The sequence below is a fragment of the Butyrivibrio sp. DSM 10294 genome (assembly GCF_028539135.1).
Lineage (GTDB): Bacteria > Bacillota > Clostridia > Lachnospirales > Lachnospiraceae > Butyrivibrio.
This window is the reverse complement of the sequence record NZ_JANSWL010000073.1, coordinates 102,555-119,809: the sequence shown is the minus strand read 5'-3', so window position 1 is coordinate 119,809 and position 17,255 is coordinate 102,555. Positions and strand designations below refer to the sequence as shown.

13 protein-coding genes are annotated in these 17,255 nt (G+C 39.6%); 4 read left to right on the top strand and 9 right to left on the bottom strand.

Translation table 11 applies throughout. The features are described from left to right. Nucleotides 1-7: 7 nt before the first annotated feature. From NXH67_RS08720 to NXH67_RS08690, 7 genes are all read right to left on the bottom strand, one after another. Nucleotides 8-1,051 carry an asparagine synthase-related protein gene (locus tag NXH67_RS08720; RefSeq protein WP_272797133.1) on the bottom strand — a complete coding sequence of 348 codons (1,044 nt, stop codon included), beginning with the start codon at nucleotides 1,049-1,051 and terminating at the stop codon, nucleotides 8-10. Then, nucleotides 1,048-1,521, bottom strand: coding sequence for an adenylyltransferase/cytidyltransferase family protein (locus tag NXH67_RS08715; RefSeq protein ID WP_022777580.1), 474 nt, complete (start codon nucleotides 1,519-1,521; stop codon nucleotides 1,048-1,050). The genes NXH67_RS08720 and NXH67_RS08715 overlap by 4 nt, the downstream gene beginning before the upstream one ends. Before the next feature lie 17 nt (nucleotides 1,522-1,538). Continuing rightward, nucleotides 1,539-2,987 carry a CDP-glycerol glycerophosphotransferase family protein gene (locus NXH67_RS08710; RefSeq protein ID WP_272797132.1) on the bottom strand — a complete coding sequence of 483 codons (1,449 nt, stop codon included), beginning with the start codon at nucleotides 2,985-2,987 and terminating at the stop codon, nucleotides 1,539-1,541. A 3-nt stretch (nucleotides 2,988-2,990) separates the two neighbouring features. Beyond that, nucleotides 2,991-4,001 carry a glycosyltransferase family 2 protein gene (locus NXH67_RS08705; RefSeq protein WP_272797131.1) on the bottom strand — a complete coding sequence of 337 codons (1,011 nt, stop codon included), beginning with the start codon at nucleotides 3,999-4,001 and terminating at the stop codon, nucleotides 2,991-2,993. Next, nucleotides 4,002-5,210, bottom strand: a complete 1,209-nt coding sequence (locus NXH67_RS08700; RefSeq protein WP_272797130.1) for a CgeB family protein — start codon at nucleotides 5,208-5,210, stop codon at nucleotides 4,002-4,004. 12 nt (nucleotides 5,211-5,222) lie between these two features. Then, the gene (locus NXH67_RS08695) at nucleotides 5,223-6,407 is read right to left on the bottom strand and encodes a CgeB family protein (RefSeq protein WP_272797129.1); all 1,185 of its coding nucleotides are present in this window, start codon (nucleotides 6,405-6,407) and stop codon (nucleotides 5,223-5,225) included. Between the two features lie 68 nt (nucleotides 6,408-6,475). After that, on the bottom strand, nucleotides 6,476-7,873 hold the full coding sequence (locus tag NXH67_RS08690; RefSeq protein WP_272797128.1) for a glycosyltransferase family 2 protein: 1,398 nt from the start codon (nucleotides 7,871-7,873) through the stop codon (nucleotides 6,476-6,478). Nucleotides 7,874-8,068: 195 nt separating this feature from the next. Between NXH67_RS08690 and NXH67_RS08685 the strand changes: the two genes are divergently transcribed. Genes NXH67_RS08685 through NXH67_RS08670 form a run of 4 tightly spaced genes read left to right on the top strand, consistent with a single transcriptional unit; the run spans nucleotide 8,069 to nucleotide 12,480 of the window. Next, complete coding sequence (locus NXH67_RS08685) at nucleotides 8,069-9,247, top strand: glycosyltransferase family protein (protein ID WP_272797127.1); 1,179 nt, start codon at nucleotides 8,069-8,071, stop codon at nucleotides 9,245-9,247. Between the two features lie 4 nt (nucleotides 9,248-9,251). Further along, a complete protein-coding gene (locus tag NXH67_RS08680; protein WP_272797126.1) occupies nucleotides 9,252-10,286 on the top strand; it encodes a glycosyltransferase family 2 protein in 1,035 nt (344 codons plus the stop codon). 27 nt (nucleotides 10,287-10,313) lie between these two features. After that, nucleotides 10,314-11,300 carry a hypothetical protein gene (locus NXH67_RS08675; RefSeq protein ID WP_272797125.1) on the top strand — a complete coding sequence of 329 codons (987 nt, stop codon included), beginning with the start codon at nucleotides 10,314-10,316 and terminating at the stop codon, nucleotides 11,298-11,300. Continuing rightward, on the top strand, nucleotides 11,284-12,480 hold the full coding sequence (locus NXH67_RS08670) for a radical SAM protein (RefSeq protein WP_272797124.1): 1,197 nt from the start codon (nucleotides 11,284-11,286) through the stop codon (nucleotides 12,478-12,480). The genes NXH67_RS08675 and NXH67_RS08670 overlap by 17 nt, the downstream gene beginning before the upstream one ends. Before the next feature lie 23 nt (nucleotides 12,481-12,503). On the opposite strand, the gene NXH67_RS08665 is transcribed toward NXH67_RS08670, so the two are convergent. Then, complete coding sequence (locus NXH67_RS08665) at nucleotides 12,504-13,394, bottom strand: LicD family protein (protein ID WP_272797123.1); 891 nt, start codon at nucleotides 13,392-13,394, stop codon at nucleotides 12,504-12,506. A 20-nt stretch (nucleotides 13,395-13,414) separates the two neighbouring features. After that, on the bottom strand, nucleotides 13,415-17,251 hold the full coding sequence (locus tag NXH67_RS08660; protein WP_272797122.1) for an HAD-IIIC family phosphatase: 3,837 nt from the start codon (nucleotides 17,249-17,251) through the stop codon (nucleotides 13,415-13,417). Nucleotides 17,252-17,255 lie beyond the last annotated feature (4 nt).

The following is a 17,255-nucleotide window of genomic DNA, read 5'->3' as shown; positions in this document are numbered from 1 at the left end:
AATATCCCTATTCATCCAACATGTCTAAAAACTGTTCCAGGCACCAGATAAGCCACTTTTGATTGCCTTTATACTTGTCAATCTCAATGTCATCCCTAAATTCAGCTCTATGTGGGCCTTCCCAATCTGCAAAATACTGATCCACCGGTCTTGGCATTGGCAATTTATTGGGAGTCGGAATATTCGGATATCTCATCCTAAACAGTTCGCGAATAAGATATTTGGATTCCCCGCTTCTGATTCTGCTTAAATCCAATGGCTCTGCCATTTTCAACTTTTCATAAGGGTCAAAATAGTCAAGTTCTGCTGTCAGGAAAGCATTTGAATATGAGCCATAGCTTTCCTCAGTAGCTACAATATCCATAAAGCTCAAGAAGTCTATATCATCACCCTTCCTGTACTGTTCGAACAGATATCTGATACTCTCCGGATTCTTCAAAACTTCTTCAGGTTCAACATAAATATATCTGTGGTAAAAATCTTCAAAAGTCCAATCTCTGGAAAGCAGCTGATCCATCCCTCCGAACACATAGTCACTGCCATCTCCGATTATCATCAGGTCAACGCCGTCCTGCAGCGCCTGTTTTGCCCCCTGACATATCTGCGGCTCGATGGAATGAACCGGCCCGCCCTTTGACATCATAATTGCAGGCAGGTTATCTTCAACCGTTTTCCAGCTTATATCAACATAATGAAGAGTAAGGCCATATTCCTTCGCAAATATTTCAGCTCTTTCCAATTCTTCCTTTTGGAACTCTCCCCCTAGAAACCTGAATGTATATGCATCACAACCAGACAGGTAGGATGCTAAAATAGCAGAGTCCATGCCTCCTGAGAGAAGAATTCCTGTCTTCATGCTTTTTTTGCGAACCTCATTTAGCTGTTTATCAATTGCTTCGCCGATTTCTTCAGCTGTCCTGACATAAATACGTTCATCATTCGATAATATAGGGTGTCTGTACTGCAATTTTTCAGAAAAGTGAACATCCTTTTTCTCAATATATCTCAGAGCCAGAAAAGAACTCATAGCAAAATTCTTATCTACCATCATTTCTCCTCATCCACATCAACATTCAAGTGAATTGCATTTCTTGCCACTTCTGTAGACCAACCACGAATTTCCTGTAATGCCTTTGTAATTCTTGTTGAAGAAATCCCCTTGGTATACGGAAAGTACACTATTCTGATTCCTTCCTTTTCAAATTCAGCTTCGTACTCTTTCCATTTATCCGTACCATACCAATCGTCACCCACAAAAAGTATGCTTGCACCTAGTTTTTTGCATGCGGTAAGTTTATCCATATCATATTGGGGCACAGCAGCATCTACATATTTGCAGGATCTGACTATCTCAATACGGTCCTCAAAAGGGATCATGGCCTGCTTTCCCTTGTACATAACAAGATCATCTACTGTAACTCCAACAACAAGCTTGTCGCAAAAGCCCTTGGCATTTTTCAGAAGATTCAGATGTCCAACGTGAAATAAATCATATACACCGGCGGTATAACCAATTACCATAATGCTCCTTCCCGCTCTTAAGCATTAATTAGATCAAATACGTCGTTACAGATATACTCTGATGCTCCAATCCCATTGATGGTCTTATAATCATATTCCTCTTTAAATACAGCTTCTCTTTTTTCTCTCATATAGTCATTACCATTTAAGACTACATCCTGAAGAAATCTTTCTATTTCCATATAGTTCTCACCGGGCGTCTTATAATATACATCAACTACTTTTTCACCAATCGGTAAAAAGGCCTGTTCCGGTCTTGTCAGATAAAGCAAAGGCTTTCCTGTATAAAGATATTCTCCAAGAAATGAGCCGCTGTCCATTATCATCGCATCGGAAGTATCAAACAGATCCAGATAGCTTGCATCTTGAATTACTCTCGCATTTGACAATCCTTCCCATTTTTCGATGTATTCATCATATTCTTCATAGCTATTAAACAACCCGGCTTTAACTGAAGCAGTACGAAGAAGTGGATGTGGTTTAAAAACAAAACTGACATCGTCCTTATATTTTTGCGCCAAATATAAGAAAAACCACAAATTTCTTCTGAAGGTGGAAAACAAAATCACGCCTTTGTCTATAACACTGTAATGAGGCGCCACTATCACTTTTTTCATCGATTTAGCATCTATATTATACGGAATCTTCCATATTTCTCTTAGCTGGTCGTCATTCCAGTTTCTCTGTTGATAAAAATAATCCATTTTAGCGTAACCGGAAAATCTTACGTTTTTTCCTGATAGATACTGCTTTTTCTTATATCCCTCATAGTTTTTGCTACAGTCACAATAAACCCTCCACATTAGATTGACGGTATCTTTGTTGTACACTTTATTGTCTCCATATCCACCATCCATACTATTTGCAAGGTAAAGACTGTAAGGAATATAAGCAACAAGTGAATTAAGCGGAAGTGAAATAAACTGCTGATAATAAGGTAATTCTGTGTACCAGGAAGATGTTATGAAAACAATATCAGGGGTCCCTCCGAAGTCCTCAAATCCGGGAAAATTACCGTCATTGTTAACGCCCTCATATATCCTGTAATCATTTTCTTTAAACCACTTCAAGGTCTGGCTATAGCTGTCTTCCCAGTGCCCCTCTCCCCTGCCTAAAACTGGAGAAACCAGTAATCCTGTTTCTATCCTTTCATCTTTTGCAAATTCGTTATATACGTCCATAGCTGGCCATTGGGCTGCGGAGTAATTCTGAAATATAATTTTTATTTTTTCCTTTTTCCTTGCTTTTTTTCTAATTCGCTTTTCAGAAGAAGCTATCACCATGTTATAGATAGCCGTATACATTTCCTTGCCTTCTTCTGATGCCTTGGAAAGATAAAAAAGTGCAAGCAAATGTTCCCATCTATATTTATCCGGGATAAACTCTCCGGAAAAATCTCCGTTTTCCACACCTTGACTCAATTCGCTAACAAGCACGGAATAATACTTGATCTTATCGTCAGCCATAATTCACCCCTTGTGTATTTGATCACACTTTTTCATAATTGCAATATCTATTGCCGCCAACTTCTGCTGTATAATGTAGTTTTTGTCATATAAAAAACTAAAGCATTGTTCCTTTATCCCATATAAACTCTTCAAATATTCCTTTTGTGTATCATTTAGTCCTAAAAAATATTTATCTATATATTCCTTTTTAGCGCCATACTTCCTGATATTTTCAAATAAACATCTGTTGATTCCATAGGAATAAAGAACTGCAGCCATGTAGTCTATTGATTCTTTTGCCCCCTCATATTCCGAAAGATGAGCACACCTCTCATAAATAGCTTTCATTGCACCGACTACTGAATCAAGATATACTTTCAAGTCTATTTGCTTGGTAGCTGATCCCTTTATATCGCAATACTTATACAAAATTTCCTTTACATTTCCTATTTTCTTCGCTCTGAGAATCATGTATATAAGAATTTCCGTATCTTCAAGACACCTGACATTCTCTCTCATCCTTATAGGTGGACAGTTAAAAAGTTCTCTTCTAAAAATCTTTGTTACAAGGTATCCTCCACCTGCGATTAGAATATTTCTTTTCTCATCATCAAGCGTTCCTGTGACGTTATCACCGGTGGAAAGAATCGCTTTATCTGTTGACTCTTTATAATAACCACTATCTACTATGTCATAGTCTCCTTCTTTTGCCTGGTTATATAAAAGCTCGTACATGTTCGGAGCAACATAATCATCACTATCCACAAGGCCAATGTATTCGCCTGTTGCCGCATCAAAGCCCTGGTTCCTGGCTCCTCCGCTTCCGCGATTAACCTTTCCGTCGATTATTCTGACCTTATCGGAAAATTGTCCCTTACACCTCTTCATGATTTCCCAGGTATCATCCGTGGATGCATCATTGATCACAATTATCTCTATATCCTGAAGAGTCTGGTGCACAAGGCTCCCCAGACAGGTTGCCAAAGTATCGTGAGAATTATATGCCGGTACGATTACACTTACTTTTGCCATTTATATTTCCTTAGCCTTCACCAAATCAATAATCTGTTTAACCCTCACATCGAAGGTATGCTCTTTTTGTACTTTGTCGTGACCATTTTTCGCAATGGCCTTTCTTTCGTCTTCATGGCTTAAATAGTACTCAATCTTATTCAGGATATCCTTCCTGTTTCCATAGAAGACATAGTCCTCACCGGGGACGAAGTGTCTGGCCAGATCTACCTGATAGTTTGATAAGAGAAATCCTCCCGCCCCGAGAATGTCATAACACCTGAGGGGTATCGCATTCTGTATGCTTCTTAGGGTGATGTTCAGGTTAATTCTGCTTAGTTTAAATACATAGGGCATTTCAACAAAATACTCTGCTGCCCCTTTATTGATCACCCCTTTGGGATTAAATTCATTATTTTCCGCATAGGTATAGAGATTAAGCGGATGCTTCTCACCTATCATCGTAAGAATCTCTCTGCGTTCTATTATGGTCGCCTGTCGGTTAATAATATAATTTGCGTAGAGATACTCTCTGGTCTCAGCGCTGTCCGCATGAGGATAGATATTGCTGGCCTTCTGAATCTCGTCCACGATTTCAGGTCTCAGAGCTTCCTCCATAACATTCACTCCATCCACCTGGAGCTGCCCTCTTATCATTCCATCAATATATCCAAGGGTATAGGGGGTTATTTTCTCTGCAATCTCGTCATAATACCTCCTACGTTCTGTATAAAGCGATCCAACAAAAGCAATGTCTGCGCTATATTTTGAAACAGTTTCATCATTCGGGATCATTGCATCAAGCCTTCTGGTGGACGCTGCCAACGGCATATATTCCACAGTCTTGATTCCACCTTTCCAGAATGTCTCAAACTGTTTGGAATCAAACATCAGGACGATGTTGCATTTATTTATCACATGATAGGAATAAAGCAGTATCTCGGGATTGTCATAAATCCATGAAACATACTTCACTCCCTCTGCATTGCATACTTTAGATACAACAGGAAGAAAGTTAAAAGAGAATACAAAATCCGGGGAATGTTCCTTCAATATTCCCGGAAATTCTGCCTCGAACTCCGGATTATTTCTCGCTGATTCCTCAGTATAGTTAAACATATACCTGAGTATCTGCAGGTGCTCTCCAGCTTCATCCATATATTCCCAGAAAGCTTCCAGCATATCTCTGTTAGCAAAAAATATAGGTATGTCCAGATACAATAGTTTCATATGCTTTTTCCTTTAGTTCCCAACTATATCCAGAATTTCTTCAAGTCTTAATCTATATGTATGATTTGCCTTTATCTTCTCATAACCGGATTTTGCGATTCTGTTTCGTTCCCCTTCATGGGTCAGGTAGTACTCAATCTTATCCATCAGATCCTGTCTGCTCTCGAAATATACATAATCCTCAAAGGGTTCAAAGAAATGAAGGAAGTCCTCCTGATAATTGGTAAGAAGGAAGCCGCCACATCCCATAATGTCCATGCACCTAAGCGGGATTCCTCTTTGAATACTTCGTAAAGTAATATTCAGATTGATATCTGTATTCTTGAAAATATAAGGCATCTCCTTATAATAATCCACTTTCCCGCGGTTACTAATACCTTCAGGCTTAAAGTTCTTGTCCCCTGTAAACAGGTTCACCGAATGCTTTTTACCAATCATGGTAAGCATCTCTGTCCTCTCAAGAGCTGTAATCTTTCTGTCTACCACATAATTTGAATAGATGTAATCATAGGTCTCAACACCGTCATAGTTGGGCTTGGCCCCGAAGGCATCAACCATCTCCTTCATGACATTTTCCGGAATTGAGCCTTCCACAATGCAGGCGCCATTTATCTCCATTTGTGCCCGCATAAGGCCGTTTAGATATCCTTTACTATAGTCAGACAGTTTATCTTCTATCTGATCATAGTAGTTATGGCCTTCTGTATATAGATTTCCTACAAATGCAAGCTCTCCTCCCCACTTTTTTCTGAAAACATCGGACTTTTCAAACCTGTCATACCGTTCGACAGCTGCTGCCATAGGAAGGTAATATACTGTTTTGATCCCCTGATTCGCAAAAACTTCATACATCTGAGAATCAAAGAGGAATACATAATTGCAGGGATTTATAAGCGTAAATGAATACAGATTAATAGCGGGATTATCATATACCCAGGAAACATATTTAATTCCTACTTCATTGCATACCCCTGAAACAATGGGAAAAAAGTTAAAAGACATGACAAAATCCGGGCTCTTCTTTTGAAGGTCCGTTTTGAATTTATCTGCGAACTGCTTATCATCGCGCTCTATATGATTGTCGTATGGATACAGCTCTATCCGGATGTCCCTGCCGGAAGCCTTTAGTTCATCGATAGCTGACAGGATGTCCAGATTTCCATAGCTGTTCCAGTCCAGAAAAAGAATTTTGCACATTACAATCACCCAATGTTATATTATGCCTTACTATAATTGTAACATATAATCGTGTATTATTGAGCGTATTAAAGTGTATGAATGTCATCAACTATCTTCTCGTAGTAGTAAGTACAATCGTATTTTGAAATATTGTAATCGTTCTCTTCATTGTTTTTGTATAGTTCAGCAGGTATTGATGGTATATACTTGCACCCAGGACATAGTCCAATAAAACTCTCATGGAGCATTTTTAATATCTTGTTTACAAGCCCTGTATTTTCCATAGAATAATAATTATCAGCTACATACTTCTCCAGTAAATAGACCTTGGGATGCACTTTGTTTATGCATGACAGAAATATGCCTGCTCCAAGAGCCCACTTCTGAATAAATGATGAAATATCCGCCAGTTCTTCCAGAATCGCAGGTGCCTCAGATATAAGGTCTACAATTACAATATCATGCTCATTTTGATCACAATAATCCCGGAACTGCTTTTGTAAATCCTGATCACACAGCACAGACATACTCATATCCTTTATGCTGAACAGATCCTTGGAAGGGTTTTTTCTAAGCCGTGCGCACAGCGGGTGCATTTCTTTTCCTCCCCACCCAAGAACAGAATGATCATATACCGTATCAGAAACTCCAAAGCTATCCTTAATTATGTCAGACATCTGGGCTGAAATATCTTTATTATCCTCTGCATCTTCTATGAATTGGAACACGCCACTTAAATGATATTCAGCCTGGCTTATAAGAGTAGACCTGCATTGTTCGTATAGCCCTCTCTTTTTAAACTCACTACTTGTATATTCACAAAAGCCTCTGAGATTAGCTATCCTATCCTCCAGTTTCACTTTGGTTCTGCTTAAGGATGTGTCAACAATTCGGTAGATATATAGAGGTTCATAGACATAGTTTATTTTCAAGCAATAAGCCCATATCATGGTGTAGACAGCAAGATCTTCTGCAATTCTAATTTCAGGAAAAACTATATCATTGTCAATCCACAAAGTTTTTTTAGATATATACTTCCAAACCGCAGGTGAACCCTGACGCTCCATAATGCTGTGCTCCAGATATCTTATATCTTCAAGAAAGGGATATAACCTTTGTGACCGCAAATCCTCGCTTGCTATATAAAACATACACTCCGCGACATCTGCATTATTTGATGTAATGCTTTCATACATTTTCTTAAGGTAATCATCACAATACTTGTCATCAGCATCACAAAAACAGATATACTCACCGGCAGCTTCCCTGATCCCTTTATTCCTGGCATATCCACTGCTGTTTATATCCTGAATGACGATCCTTATTCTATTATCTTTTTTCTTCCAGTTCTCACATATCTGTGAGCTGTTATCTGTTGAGCTCCCCGGCAATAATATCAGTTCGAAAGCAGAAAATGACTGATTAAGTATCGACTCTATACACTCATCCAGATATTTTTCAGCATTATAAACCGGTACGATCACTGAAATAATAGGTGTATTCACAGTTATCCTTTCAAAATAATGTCAAAAACTTGCTATCGTGTTTGCATATAATCATTTTACCATTTGAGCATTCATTTTTGCACAGTCTTCCATCATAAATGCGTTATGTTTTGGCCGATATATAGTGTATAATTATGTTATCTATAACTTGTTTGATAATTGAAAGGATTTTACTTGAACGCTAAACGATGCCTACTTGTCAAATGCATAGATCTTGTCCTTGACGATTTATATTGGGGCTCCATTGAATCAGGAAATACCTGTGACAGCCTTGAATTGTCCTGTAAAACGCTGACTTATGACGAAAAAGAGGTAGAGAAAATCCTTAAGCATGTAAGGTCCAATCCCTATGACATAGCGCTGACAATGAACTTTTCGCCAACTGTTTCAGCAGCATGTAAGGAACTGGAAATCCCCTACGCATCCTGGATCTACGACTGTCCTCTCCAGTCTTTATACAGCAAAGAGGCTCAAAATAAGACCAATCATTTTTTTATATTCGACAAATACCTGATGAATAATTGTATTGAGAGAGGCCTTCCGAATGTTAACTACCTCCCACTTGCCTCCAACATCTCCAGGATGGGACAGCTTAAAATAGATGCAGCTGATGAGACTGCTTACAGCTGTGACATATCCTTTGTTGGAATGCAATACGTAGACGGAAGATATGCTTACTATAGAGCAAATTTAGATGAAGCACTCAGAGACCAACTTAACTCTATTGCATTTAATATGATGGGTAAGTGGGATGGCAAAGACAGAATCCATAACACCATGTCTGAAGATCTTATAGATGCGATGGTCGCTCTATCTGATGAAGATCCGGGGGATAAGCTTGGCCTTCCCAGCAGGCTTTACTTTGAGGAAGTGGTTATGGCAAGAGCCGTTGCATACACAGAGCGACGTCTTATGATGGAGCAAATTGCTGGTCTTAATCCCAGATGGTATGGAGCAAATGCAGAGCTTAAGGATCAGATTGCAGGAGTGGATTATCATCCCTTTTTAACCTACAATGACAAACTCCCCAAAGCATACAATTTATCCAGAATAAACCTTTCAACCTCTCTACACAGCATATTTTCAGGTCTGCCCCTTCGGACCTTTGACATTATCGGAGCAGGAGGCTTTATACTGACCAACTATCAACCGGAAACAGAAGAATTATTTGAGATTGGAAAAGAGATAGTTGTATATCACAGCTTTGAAGAAATGGCAGCTCTGGCAAAATTCTTTTTGACCCACGAAAGTGCCCGTATGGCAATTCTTCTGGCAGGTTATGAAAGAGTATGCCGTGATTATACCTATCCTGTAGCTGTAGAAAAGATATTAGATTCAGTCTTTATCGGGTAAATGTATGAAAAAGATAAGTGTGATTCTTCCCTGTTACAATGTGGAAGCATATATAGACAGAGCATTGACTTCAATCGAAGAGCAGACAATCGGTTTCTCTTCCCTGGAAGTAATATGTGTAAATGACTGCTCTACAGATGCTACACTTTCACATTTGCAACAGTGGGAATCCAAATATCCTGAAAATATCATGATCATTGATTTGGCGGTTAACTCACGCCAAGGAACCGCCCGCAACCTTGGTTTGGAATATTCTACCTGCGAATATATTGCCTTTGTAGACTCTGATGACTGGCTTGAAAAAGACTACCTGGAAAAGCTATACAATATAGCCCTTTCCGATGATTATGATATTGTTCAGTGCAGGTATATCAGGGATTTTTCAAAAACACTGATATATAAAGAAACTGATGATTCACAAAATAATCCTGATGAAGTACTTGTCATTTCCGTACCGGAAGATCGAAAAAAATTTTTAGTCAAAAAAACGATTAATAATCTTCCACATTGTAAATTGATCAAGAAATCACTGCTTTTAAATAACAATATAGTCTTCTCCGAAGGGCTGGCCTATGAGGATTCCTATTGGGGCGTTCTTCTAAACATGTATTACACCAAGGCCTATATACTGAATGAGCAGCTATATCACTACTATGTAAATGACGTATCCACCTCTCTCTCCACCAATGAGTTCTATCATGTAGACCTTCTGACTAATCAGATCATGCTATGGGATGAATTGGAAGAAAGAGGATTCATGGATGAATATAAAGAAGAACTTGAAATAGAATTTGTCTATTCCTGTGCATTGATTTTTTGGAAAATGATAGCACTACGGTACGATACACCACCATATTCACTGTACAGACTACTATGTGCATTAGTAAAAAACCATATTCCGAATATATTGAATAACCCACACATATTAAACAACGAGCTTTCTGAGCTTCATCTTCTGATTCTAAAAAGCTGCCTGAACATATTAAACAAGAAAGAATTTCAAAAGTTTGCACAAGACCTTAAAACTATAGGTATCTAGCTCTCATATACCAAACAGGAGACAAAAATGTCCTTTTCAGATCGCGAATACTTCAGAAATTTTGAAAAAATCTCATGGTCATATCTAAGTAAAAACTATGATTACTACTATTTAAAAGCTATGCATGAAAAGAACAGGCTTGATGGAGCAGATACTATTATCGTAGGTTCATCTCACGCCTTGTTTGGAATAAATGAGCATGATCTTACCTATGCAGGAAAAACAATCCAATTCAGTATCGCTTCCCAGGATTTATACTATGATTTTCTGCATATCAAAAAAGCCTTTTCAGATGGCAAAAAACAAATAAAGAATTGCTTTATAAATTTTGGTTATTACATGCTATATCAGGATGTTTCAAGAGCAGAACTGGTCAAATACCTTGTTCCGAACGTCTATATGAATCTTTTTGGTGAAGAAGGCAAGCACAACTACGTAGATGCTGTCGCCAGAGATCCTCTTTCAGTAGTTGAATATAATAAAGACTTATATCCCCCAGACATTATTCGCTCTTGGTGTGAGTTCTGGAGCAATAGAACAGTAATGGAAGAAGGAACGTTTTTCAACAACATAAACTCAAGGGCAAACCATAATATGCTGGGAGTAAGAAAAGTTATCTGGAATACTTTGTCAGAAGAAGAAAAATATGATGTTGCCAAAGACCGCACACTCAATGGTCATAATAAACACGTAAAGTACGAGGAATCTCATATTGAGAATATAAAAATCATACAGGAAATGGTAAGTTTTTTGTACACCAACGGGGTCAAACCTTTATTTTTTATTACCCCTTACACAAAGTACTATAACCAATATATATATTCAGGCTACAAACCTGATATATACAAAGTTCTTGATGAACTGGATTATCCTGTTGAGTTTTTTGACATGAATGATTTTCAGGATGAGTTCACCGATGAAGATTTCCTTGACTCAGATCATCTAAATGATATAGGTGCAAAAAAAGCAACCGTTCTATTAGATTCATATTTAGAAAATGTCTACTTTGGGTAATGATACATTGCAAGAGGAGAAAGAAATGATCAATGCCATAGTTTTTGGACAAAACATCTACAGCCAGTATTTAATTAAGTTTATGGAGAACGGCTACAACAAAGTAGCTAATGAATTTGGAAAAGAGACTATACATATAATAGCCTATTGGAATATATCCCACTCAGACCCTTTACCGGAAGATGGCATTGCATCAATAGATAGCAATAAAGCCAAAGAAATGATCGAAACCGGGCAAGCTGACATTCTACTGATTGCCTCTCAAAACTATGCAGGTCAGCAGGATTTTCTTTCCTTCTTTTTTTCTATTGGGCTTGATCTGGATAACATCTATATTGTTGACCTTGAAAGTGAATTTAGCACACCGAAGTCTATAGTAGATGCCCTTATTCCATATTACTCCTTCAGAAGGCTTCCCTATCTGGAATTTCATATAGCAGACCATTGTAATCTGAACTGTGCCAATTGTGAGCATTATTCAGGGCTGGTAAAAACGCCTGTTTTTCCGGATTTTGCAAAGTTTTCCCAGGATCTTAACAGGCTTAAGCTCTTCTTTGATGAAATATCACTCATCAGAATTCTTGGAGGCGAGCCACTGCTCAACCCTGAAATAGAAGATTATATTAAATTGGTTGGTTCAGTTTACCCAAATGCTATGATACATATAGTAACAAACGCTTTGTTACTTCAAAAAATGCCCGATTCATTCTTTGATACATTAAAAAATTGTCATGACGGTTCAGGAATATGGATATCCTTATACCCTGTTATGAATGACAAAATCGATGATCTGAAAAGCTTCCTGAATGAAAAAGGAGTTGCTTACGGAATATCCGATATAAACTCAACCTTCAGAAAGCAGCAAAAGCTTGAGAGAAGCGATGATGAATCCCTAATTAAAAAATTCAACACCTGCTTCCAAAAGGGATGCGTAAATCTCTACGACGGAAAAATAGCCGCTTGCTTCCTGCCTTTTACAACAAAGTATTTCAATCAGTACTTTAACGAGTCTTTACCTGAGGATGGAGCTGTTGATCTGTATGAGGAATGCCTTACTACCGAAATTATCAGGCAGCGGATCAGCAAGCCCTTTGAACGATGCAGATACTGTGCAGAACCGGTAGACGGTCCCTGGCATACAATTCACAATCCAAGTACTCTTGATGATTGGGTTCTCTAAATAATCAAAGTGAAAAGATTTCGTTATCTTGAGATATAATCCGTATAGGGCCTGTCGGGATCAGTAAACTCTATATCGTGTCCGATAGTAACAACCGGAACACTATAATTACCGTAATGTGCCGTCAGTACCTCTTCATATCCGACCGGAGCCGGAACCATAATAGTCTCAAAAGGCAATAAAACAGTACTTGCAAACCATTCCTTCTTCATGGGTGCATGCCGATATATATTTGAAAAAGTATGAATCGTATCAAACTTTGGATATGCATCCAAAAGAATTCCTTCAAACAATCTCAGTCTGTCCTCATATGGGAGCCCTAAGATATCTATAATTGTATCCATTCCGGCCACAGGCATTTTCCCTGCAATCATATCCTCTATTATCGTCTTTGGAGAAGCTGCTGCCATCCATAACTCCATGGCTATTTTGATAATGTCAGGAACTTCCCTCACCGGAAACTCTGCCGGAGCAGGGTCCAGAGGAAACACGTCAATAAACACGCCCTGATGATGCTCGGGCCCGGCATTGCAGTCCTTGGGAATCATAGTGGTTCTGTCATCAATTATCCTTGTAAACATGGTAACTCTGTTATCAAAATGGTCCGTATAATAATTCTGGACAAAATAAGGTGACTTGAACCAGCTTGGTGCAAGCTCTATGAAGCGCATATAATCAGGTCTTGTCATGGTAACATCAATGTCGTCGTCCCAAGGAATAAAGCCTTTGTGCCTTACAGCTCCAAGAAGGGTTCCATAGTCCGCATAATAAGTAATGTTGTTTTCCTTGCAAAACTCATCAAGAAGACACAAAAGATTCATTTCGACTTTCCAAAGCCTTTTTCTCTTTGAATCCACCAGAAAATCCCATCTTATCTCTTCCTCAAGGTTGAAGTTATCAAGATTACCGTTCATAATCCCTCCTGCTTATCCGCTTACACCAGTTCATTTATATACTTACAAATCTCACCTGCGATCTTAAAATATATATTCCTACTGAAATGATTGATACTATCAGCATAATCATCCTGAGAGTTAATAAAATCAGTGATATTTATGGCTCTCATCCTCTCATGATCATCCACAAACTCCTGAATGATTGGATTCATCTCCCTATAGACTTCGGCCAATCCTGCAAACTCTTCGTTATCGCCCAGATACTCCACTTCGCTGCCCATAAGCAGAATGATAATAGGTTTTCCTTTGACGTTGTCATAGATATAGTCCAGGTTTCTGAATAGCAGATCCAGGGGCGTTGTTCCTACAAACTCCCACTCTTCCGCAAAGTCATCTATTATTTTCTGATCAAAAGCAAAACCGTGGTTCTGGATCTCTCCGCTGATAAATCTGCCTGAAAGCGCCTTATCCGTCAGTGAATAGTTCCTGCTGGAAAAAGATATATAGCTTCCCGTGCGTTTATTCCTGTACAATCCGGAAGCCATGTCCTGAAGAAGGCTGTAGCAGATAACATGGTACTCTTCCTCAAACAGCTTCGTCTTAAAGTCACCATCAATAATAAACGGCACATTATCTACGATTTCATCTATCTCTTCCTTACTGAGGTTAGCGCTCTCCCAGATATGCATACTATGGTTCTGCCCTGTAGTAACAAATCCCATCTCATTTATATAGTTAAATTCTGAAGTTATGCTTCCGCCGCCAAGATACGGCTCAATGGAATCAAGGTCGCAGGGGCCCTTAAGAAGAATTCGTATCTTATTCTTCTTTGAAGTATCCTCAGTGATCTCAAACTCCTTCTCTTCCTTGATCCAATCAACGACAGCATCCCTTTTTAATTCCACGGAAACAGGCCCTTTCACCTCAAATTCAGGGCATCCCAGAGAGTTATAAATATACTGCTCGATTCCCATTCCCAGGACTCTGCAGGAAAAGAGGAAATGTTCCATCTTCTTTTCCCTGGTATTGTAAACAAAGAATCCGATTATTCCATAGTCTCCAAATCTGTCTTTGCACCTGATATAGCCACAGTCATTCCAATCGCTGCAAAGGAGCTTGGTCAAAAGCTTCTTGTCATCCCTGTTCTTGGTGTAGTTAAGCTGATTGCTTCTTGCCACCAGGTCTGCAATCCTGCCCAGATTATCCAGACAGTCGCGATTTATGGTGATCCTGATATCGCTGTCCTTTAGGAACTGCTCCTTAGAGATGCTAACGGACTCAGCATCTGTCTTTTTCTCCAGAAGTTTGTACTGAGAAAGCCTGGTATGAGCTTTGTCCTTAGGGGCTGTCTTATAGAAATAATTGCAAAGATACGGAATTATATCCGGCCCTGCAATCATAAGGCCGTTGGCATAGAATCTTGCTTCCTCCAGGTTCCTTGGATTATCATCAATAAAAAGAACATTTTCAGCCCGAAGTCCCATGGTCTTGATCTTCGTGGCAATCTGAGGCCCTTTGTCCTCCCAGTTGATGTTGTTAAATACGAACAGATTTGCTATTCCGGCCCTTTCCAGCTCAGACATAACCGGCTCCTCATCATTCTTTGATGAGATGCTGTTAACAACGCCGTGGTCGGTGATACTTGTGATAAGATCCGCATTTCCCATAGGAAGAATAACCTCTCCCTCACTGAGAATTCCCTGCCAGAAGGTATCATCCATATCCCAGATGATCATCTTGATCTTCTCATAAGGGAAGTCCTCGTATACAGGGTTCTTTAGAATCTCGACAGCTCTTTGTGAAAAAAAGCTTGCCACAACACCCTTCTCTTCATCATCCATGCGGTCCTGATCCTCGCTACTGATTATCAGCACGTCAAAGGTTCCGGGCTCGTTGAATTCTATGAACTCATCCAGGCTGTTAAAAACATCCTCTGTCCTCTTTGCAATCTCGTAAAGCCTTGGATTCTCCTCAATTCCCATAACTGTGGCGTAAGGGAAAATGCTCCTGATTGCCTTAAGTTCAGCTCCAAGACCGCAGCCATAGTGAAGTACCTTAAACTGTCCGTTGATGTCGTAAGGAATCTGTGAAACCACTGTTCCGCTGGCATGGGCGTATTTCAGGATGTCAAAACCGTATTTTTCCACAAAAAGATTGTGATTATCCTTAAGAAGCTTCTGATAATCAGTCTTAATAAAACTCTGGCTGCCGGCATGATAGATGAAGCTGTTTCTTACCACCATGAGCCTGTAGCCATGGCGCAAAATCTCCATGGAAAGGGCATCATCCTCAAAATATCCCGGAACGAAGTCCTCATCAAAGCCTCCTACTTCGTCCCATACTTTTCTCTTTATAAGCATGGAAAAACCGGATAATCTAACCTTTTCAAGACAAGGTCTCTCCATAGGAACATTAATCTTTTCACCATACTTCAGGTATTCCTCGACGGTATCAAACTCCACATCAATCTGCTGCTTATTTCCGGCGTAGTTGGACACACTGCCCACCGCACCGATATCTTCTGCGGAGTAAAGCGCTTTTTTCAAATGATAAACACTGTCAAACACAAGTCTTGTGTCATTATTCAAAAGATAAATATCTGCATTAGCAAAGTCCGTACCGAGAACCGCCTTGGCTCCCTGGTTACAGGCAGGACCAAAGCCAGCATTTTCCGTATTTCTTATAAGCAAAATATCATCCTGCTCGGCCAGCCACTCTGCCACGCCATCTGTGGAGGCATTATCCACCACAACTATTTTGTAAGTGCCCTTAAGAAGGTTACTTCTGATACTCTTTATGTTTTCCTGCATAAGGTAAAGGGCATTGTAGGATACTATAACAATGGTCACCCTGTTATCCACCGTGGAGACATTGGAATAATCTCCGGAAGTGACGTTCTTATCCTTTTTGTTCTGAATATCGTCCTCCCAGATTTCCTTATAGCCTTCCTTATACTCCATCTGCGCTGCCTGCAGCATCTGCTTGGGAGAGAGCTTGGCCTGATACTCTGGATTATCGAAGAGATTCCTATTATCTTCTCTAACTGTATGGCCTTTTTCAAAGGAAATAGAATGAAAGTCCCTAGCGAGCCACTCAAAATCCCTGTCGCAGATTGTGTTCACATCAAAGAAAGTTCCACCCTGTCTAAATGAATGCCACTCTCTAAGCTTGTAAACTGTGGGATATTTCAGGGCCACATAGGTTCCGTAGGTTTCAAACTCGCTGAAAGCGGAAGACTGGATCTGGTCTTCCGGAATGGAATTTATTATTTTCTCCCAGAAAGTTGTTCCGGGGATAGAATCATTTTTCTCGACATCTGCAAGAAGTGCCTGCATAATATCTGTTCTAAAGAGCATGTGCTCAGAAATAAAGGATCGCTCGATCACCTTAGTAAAGCCCGGAAGGAGCCTTCCCATGGTTTCAAAATACTCTTTGTGATACTCGTGCTTAAGGTCGATATAGGGCTTCCCGGATTCCTCCTGGAACATCACTATGTCTTTACAGGGAATAGTATCCCCATCCCAAACCATGTAGTATTCGTCGCTGCACATGCGTGAATACTGCATCTTCAGGAACTGCTGATAGTACCAGCCGGTAACACCTCTTGGCAGAGCCTGCCCCTTAAGGAGATTCTCCATCTTTTTGGTCATGCAGGCATGGACTTCATTAAAGGGGATGATACTGTCCTCGTTAATAAAGCCTGCGCTGTTTCCGATATTGGGATCACCACTAACAAGGTTACCTACTCCATCTGTTCCCACGAAGCAGACCTGGCCATACTTCATATGCCTTATCAACCTTGGGTACAGAGATAATAACCTTTCGCAATCCTGAGGGGTGATGACTATCAGCGTGTTAAACGAATTGATTCCCATAGTT

Coding starts and splice junctions, on each gene's coding strand:
- NXH67_RS08710 (WP_272797132.1), bottom strand. CDS start 2,987: ATGGCTGACGATAAGATCAAGTATTATTCCGTGCTTGTTAGCGAATTG.
- NXH67_RS08720 (WP_272797133.1), bottom strand. CDS start 1,051: ATGATGGTAGATAAGAATTTTGCTATGAGTTCTTTTCTGGCTCTGAGA.
- NXH67_RS08700 (WP_272797130.1), bottom strand. CDS start 5,210: ATGAAACTATTGTATCTGGACATACCTATATTTTTTGCTAACAGAGAT.
- NXH67_RS08695 (WP_272797129.1), bottom strand. CDS start 6,407: ATGTGCAAAATTCTTTTTCTGGACTGGAACAGCTATGGAAATCTGGAC.
- NXH67_RS08665 (WP_272797123.1), bottom strand. CDS start 13,394: ATGAACGGTAATCTTGATAACTTCAACCTTGAGGAAGAGATAAGATGG.
- NXH67_RS08670 (WP_272797124.1), top strand. CDS start 11,284: ATGTCTACTTTGGGTAATGATACATTGCAAGAGGAGAAAGAAATGATC.
- NXH67_RS08705 (WP_272797131.1), bottom strand. CDS start 4,001: ATGGCAAAAGTAAGTGTAATCGTACCGGCATATAATTCTCACGATACT.
- NXH67_RS08675 (WP_272797125.1), top strand. CDS start 10,314: ATGTCCTTTTCAGATCGCGAATACTTCAGAAATTTTGAAAAAATCTCA.
- NXH67_RS08680 (WP_272797126.1), top strand. CDS start 9,252: ATGAAAAAGATAAGTGTGATTCTTCCCTGTTACAATGTGGAAGCATAT.
- NXH67_RS08660 (WP_272797122.1), bottom strand. CDS start 17,251: ATGGGAATCAATTCGTTTAACACGCTGATAGTCATCACCCCTCAGGAT.
- NXH67_RS08715 (WP_022777580.1), bottom strand. CDS start 1,521: ATGGTAATTGGTTATACCGCCGGTGTATATGATTTATTTCACGTTGGA.